Annotated in this window: 4 protein-coding genes; 1 reads left to right on the forward strand and 3 read right to left on the reverse strand. The window is 68.7% G+C overall.

All coding sequences use genetic code 11. The features are described 5' to 3' along the window. The 3 genes from ACEN88_RS28965 to ACEN88_RS28975 form a co-directional block, all read right to left on the reverse strand. Nucleotides 1-489: glycerophosphodiester phosphodiesterase family protein (locus tag ACEN88_RS28965; protein WP_413345259.1), on the reverse strand; the 489-nt coding region annotated here is incomplete at its 3' end. A gap of 21 nt (nt 490-510) precedes the next feature. Then, nucleotides 511-852 (reverse strand): DUF1294 domain-containing protein, encoded by a 342-nt coding sequence (locus tag ACEN88_RS28970; RefSeq protein WP_413345261.1) that lies wholly within the window; start codon nt 850-852, stop codon nt 511-513. A 52-nt stretch (nt 853-904) separates the two neighbouring features. Continuing rightward, nucleotides 905-1,870 carry an alpha/beta fold hydrolase gene (locus tag ACEN88_RS28975; RefSeq protein ID WP_413345263.1) on the reverse strand — a complete coding sequence of 322 codons (966 nt, stop codon included), beginning with the start codon at nt 1,868-1,870 and terminating at the stop codon, nt 905-907. A 137-nt stretch (nt 1,871-2,007) separates the two neighbouring features. Between ACEN88_RS28975 and ACEN88_RS28980 the strand changes: the two genes are divergently transcribed. After that, the gene (locus ACEN88_RS28980; protein WP_413345265.1) at nt 2,008-2,526 is read left to right on the forward strand and encodes a hypothetical protein; all 519 of its coding nucleotides are present in this window, start codon (nt 2,008-2,010) and stop codon (nt 2,524-2,526) included. Nucleotides 2,527-2,610 lie beyond the last annotated feature (84 nt).

Raw genomic sequence — 2,610 nt, forward strand, 5'->3', positions numbered from 1 at the left:
CTCCCGGGCCGCCGCCAGCGCGGTCTCGCTGAACGACGACAGCAGCGGCACCTGCGCCATCCTGCCCGCGCCGATCTCGGCGGCGAACAGTGCGGCCGCCAGGCGCGCGACCACGGTGCCGGTCGCCTCGTCATGGCCGGGCACGGGCTTGATCTCGATGTTCATCCACACGCCGTGGGCCTTGCTATACTGCGCGAACTCGACGAACAGCGGCACCGGTTCGCCCTCGTATTCCGGACCGAACCACGAGCCCGCATCGCGCGCGGCGAGGTCGAGCGCATCGATGTCCGCCACCGATCCCCTCCCGGCCACCGTGCGGCCCAGCCTGGGGTCGTGCAGCACGACGGGGACGCCGTCGCGCGCCAGCATGACGTCGAATTCGATGGCGCGAAAACCCGCGTCCATGCCGCGGCGCAGTCCGGCCACCGTGTTTTCCGGCGCCAGCGTGCCGCCGCCGCGGTGGGCCAGGATCCTGGGGTAAGGCCACATGGTATTCCTTCCGAACGGTAGTCAGGCCGGCGCCAGCGCGCGCGCCAGCCAGCAGAAACCGGCCAGGTTGAGGCCGACGGTCAGCCAGAACCCCTGCCGGAACGGACGTTTCACGGTCTTGTGCCGCAGCCATTGCTGCGCCAGCAAGCCGCCCGGCCAGCCGCCGGCCAGCCCCAGCAGCAGCAAGTGCCGCTCGGGCGTGCGCCGGTCGCCGCGCCGCGCGGCCGCCTTGTCGCGCGCATACAGCGCGAAACAGGCGGCGCTCGCGAGCGCGTACGCGACGCCCACCGCGGCCGGCAGGCCGAGGGCCAGCGCGGCGTAGCCATACAGGCCAAAAAAGAACAGCAGCGGCGTATAGATCATGGCGCCAGCTTACGCGCCGGCGGCGCGGGTGTCCACCGGGCAAACCGACCCGTCAGGGCGTGGCCAGGAAGTCCGTGACGTCGCGCGTAAACCGGTCGGGCGCATCGAGGTACAGGAAGTGTCCGGCGCCCGCGTATTCGACGACGCGCGCATGCGGCAACGCCTGGCCCAGCGCGCGCTGGGCCGGCAGGCCGATCGCGTAGTCCGCGGCGCCGGCCAGCACGAGCACGGGCATCGTCACGCGTTCCGGATGGGCGAAGCGGTATTGCGTGAAGCCGCCGCCGAACAGCGCGTTGCCCAGTTCGCCCGTATTGCGCAGGCCGCTCTTCGCGTCGATGGCATCCTGGCGCTTGCCGACCAGCATGTCCGGGAACATCACTTCGTCGTTCACACGTTGGTGCAGGTCCGGTCCGACGGTGTTGAAGGCGTAGAAGCAGGCGTCAGGCGTCTCGTTGCGCGCCTTCGCCTCGGCGCGCGCCTTGTCGAGCCGGTCGCCGTAGTGCCGCGCGATGTAGTCCACGCGCGCCGCGCAGGCGGCCGGGATGTCCGAGGCGGCGCTCACGAGCACCATCTGCGCCACGTGTCCGGGGTATTTGGCCGCGTACTCGAGCGCCAGCGTGCCGCCGAACGAATGCCCCATCAGCGCGAGCTTGTCGACGCCGAGCGTCTTGCGCAGCGCCTCGATGTCGTCGACGAGGGCGGCGATCGAATAATCGCCGCGCCACGGGCGCTCGGAGCGGCCGCTGCCGCGCTGGTCGAGGTAGATCACCCGCAGTGTTTTCTCGAGTGCCGGACCGGCCTGGGCTTCGAAGCTGTAGCTGTTGTAGCCGGGGCCGCCGTGCAGGAACAGCAGCGGCGGCGCGCCCTTCGCGCCGTGGCCGGCGACCTTGTACCACAGGCGGACGTCGCCCACGACGACCTGGTGTTCGCCGGGCTGCATCGCGGCGGTGCCGGCGGCGTGGACGGATGTGCACAGGACGGCAGCGGCGAGCGCGGCCGAACGGAAGATGGTATGCATAGTCTCTCTCGGGCAAGTTGTTTTATTTATGTACAGCAATGCGGATTATAGATGCAGCCCCTCCGTTAGCGAACGTACGGAGGAATGCTCCGCGAACGCCTACCCTTGCGCTTCGAGGTTTCAACGTGGAGAACATCATGAGCTTTGATTTGGGCAACCTGTTGCAGCAATACCTGGGCGGAGCCAACCCGAACGCCAACCCGGCGCAGGCCGAGAGCGATTTCGACCACGTGGCGCAGAACGTGCCGCGCGCCACCGTCGCGCAGGGCGTGACGCAGGCGCTGCGCTCGGACCAGACACCGCCGTTTTCGCAGATGGTCGGCCAGCTGTTTGGCAACAGCAATCCCGACCAGCGCGCCGGCATGCTGAACCACCTGCTGGCCAATGTGGGACCGTCCGTGCTCGCATCCGTCGCGGGCGGCTCGCTCGGCAACCTGCTCGGCGCCGACCAGGCCCGCGTGTCGCCGGAACAGGCGAACCAGGTGTCGCCGGAACAGGTGCAGGAACTGGCCGCCAAGGCCGAGCAGCAAAATCCCGGCATCGTCGAACGCATGGGCGACTTCTATGCCGAACACCCGACCCTGGTCAAGGCCATCGGCGGCGCCGCACTGGCGATCGCACTTGGCCACATGGCCCAGGGCATGCAGCGCCACTGAGCGCATCCACCATCATCGAGAAGGAATCGACATGGGTATCCTGAGCAATATCTTCCACAAGATTTTCCCGTCCTCGCACCCGGC

Source organism: Massilia sp. CT11-108, from assembly GCF_047302915.1.
GTDB lineage: Bacteria > Pseudomonadota > Gammaproteobacteria > Burkholderiales > Burkholderiaceae_D > Telluria > Telluria orientalis.

Excerpts from the sequence above, each read along its gene's own strand:
- ACEN88_RS28970 (WP_413345261.1), bottom strand. The coding sequence starts at position 852 with ATGATCTATACGCCGCTGCTGTTCTTTTTTGGCCTGTATGGCTACGCC.
- ACEN88_RS28975 (WP_413345263.1), bottom strand. The coding sequence starts at position 1,870 with ATGCATACCATCTTCCGTTCGGCCGCGCTCGCCGCTGCCGTCCTGTGC.
- ACEN88_RS28980 (WP_413345265.1), top strand. The coding sequence starts at position 2,008 with ATGAGCTTTGATTTGGGCAACCTGTTGCAGCAATACCTGGGCGGAGCC.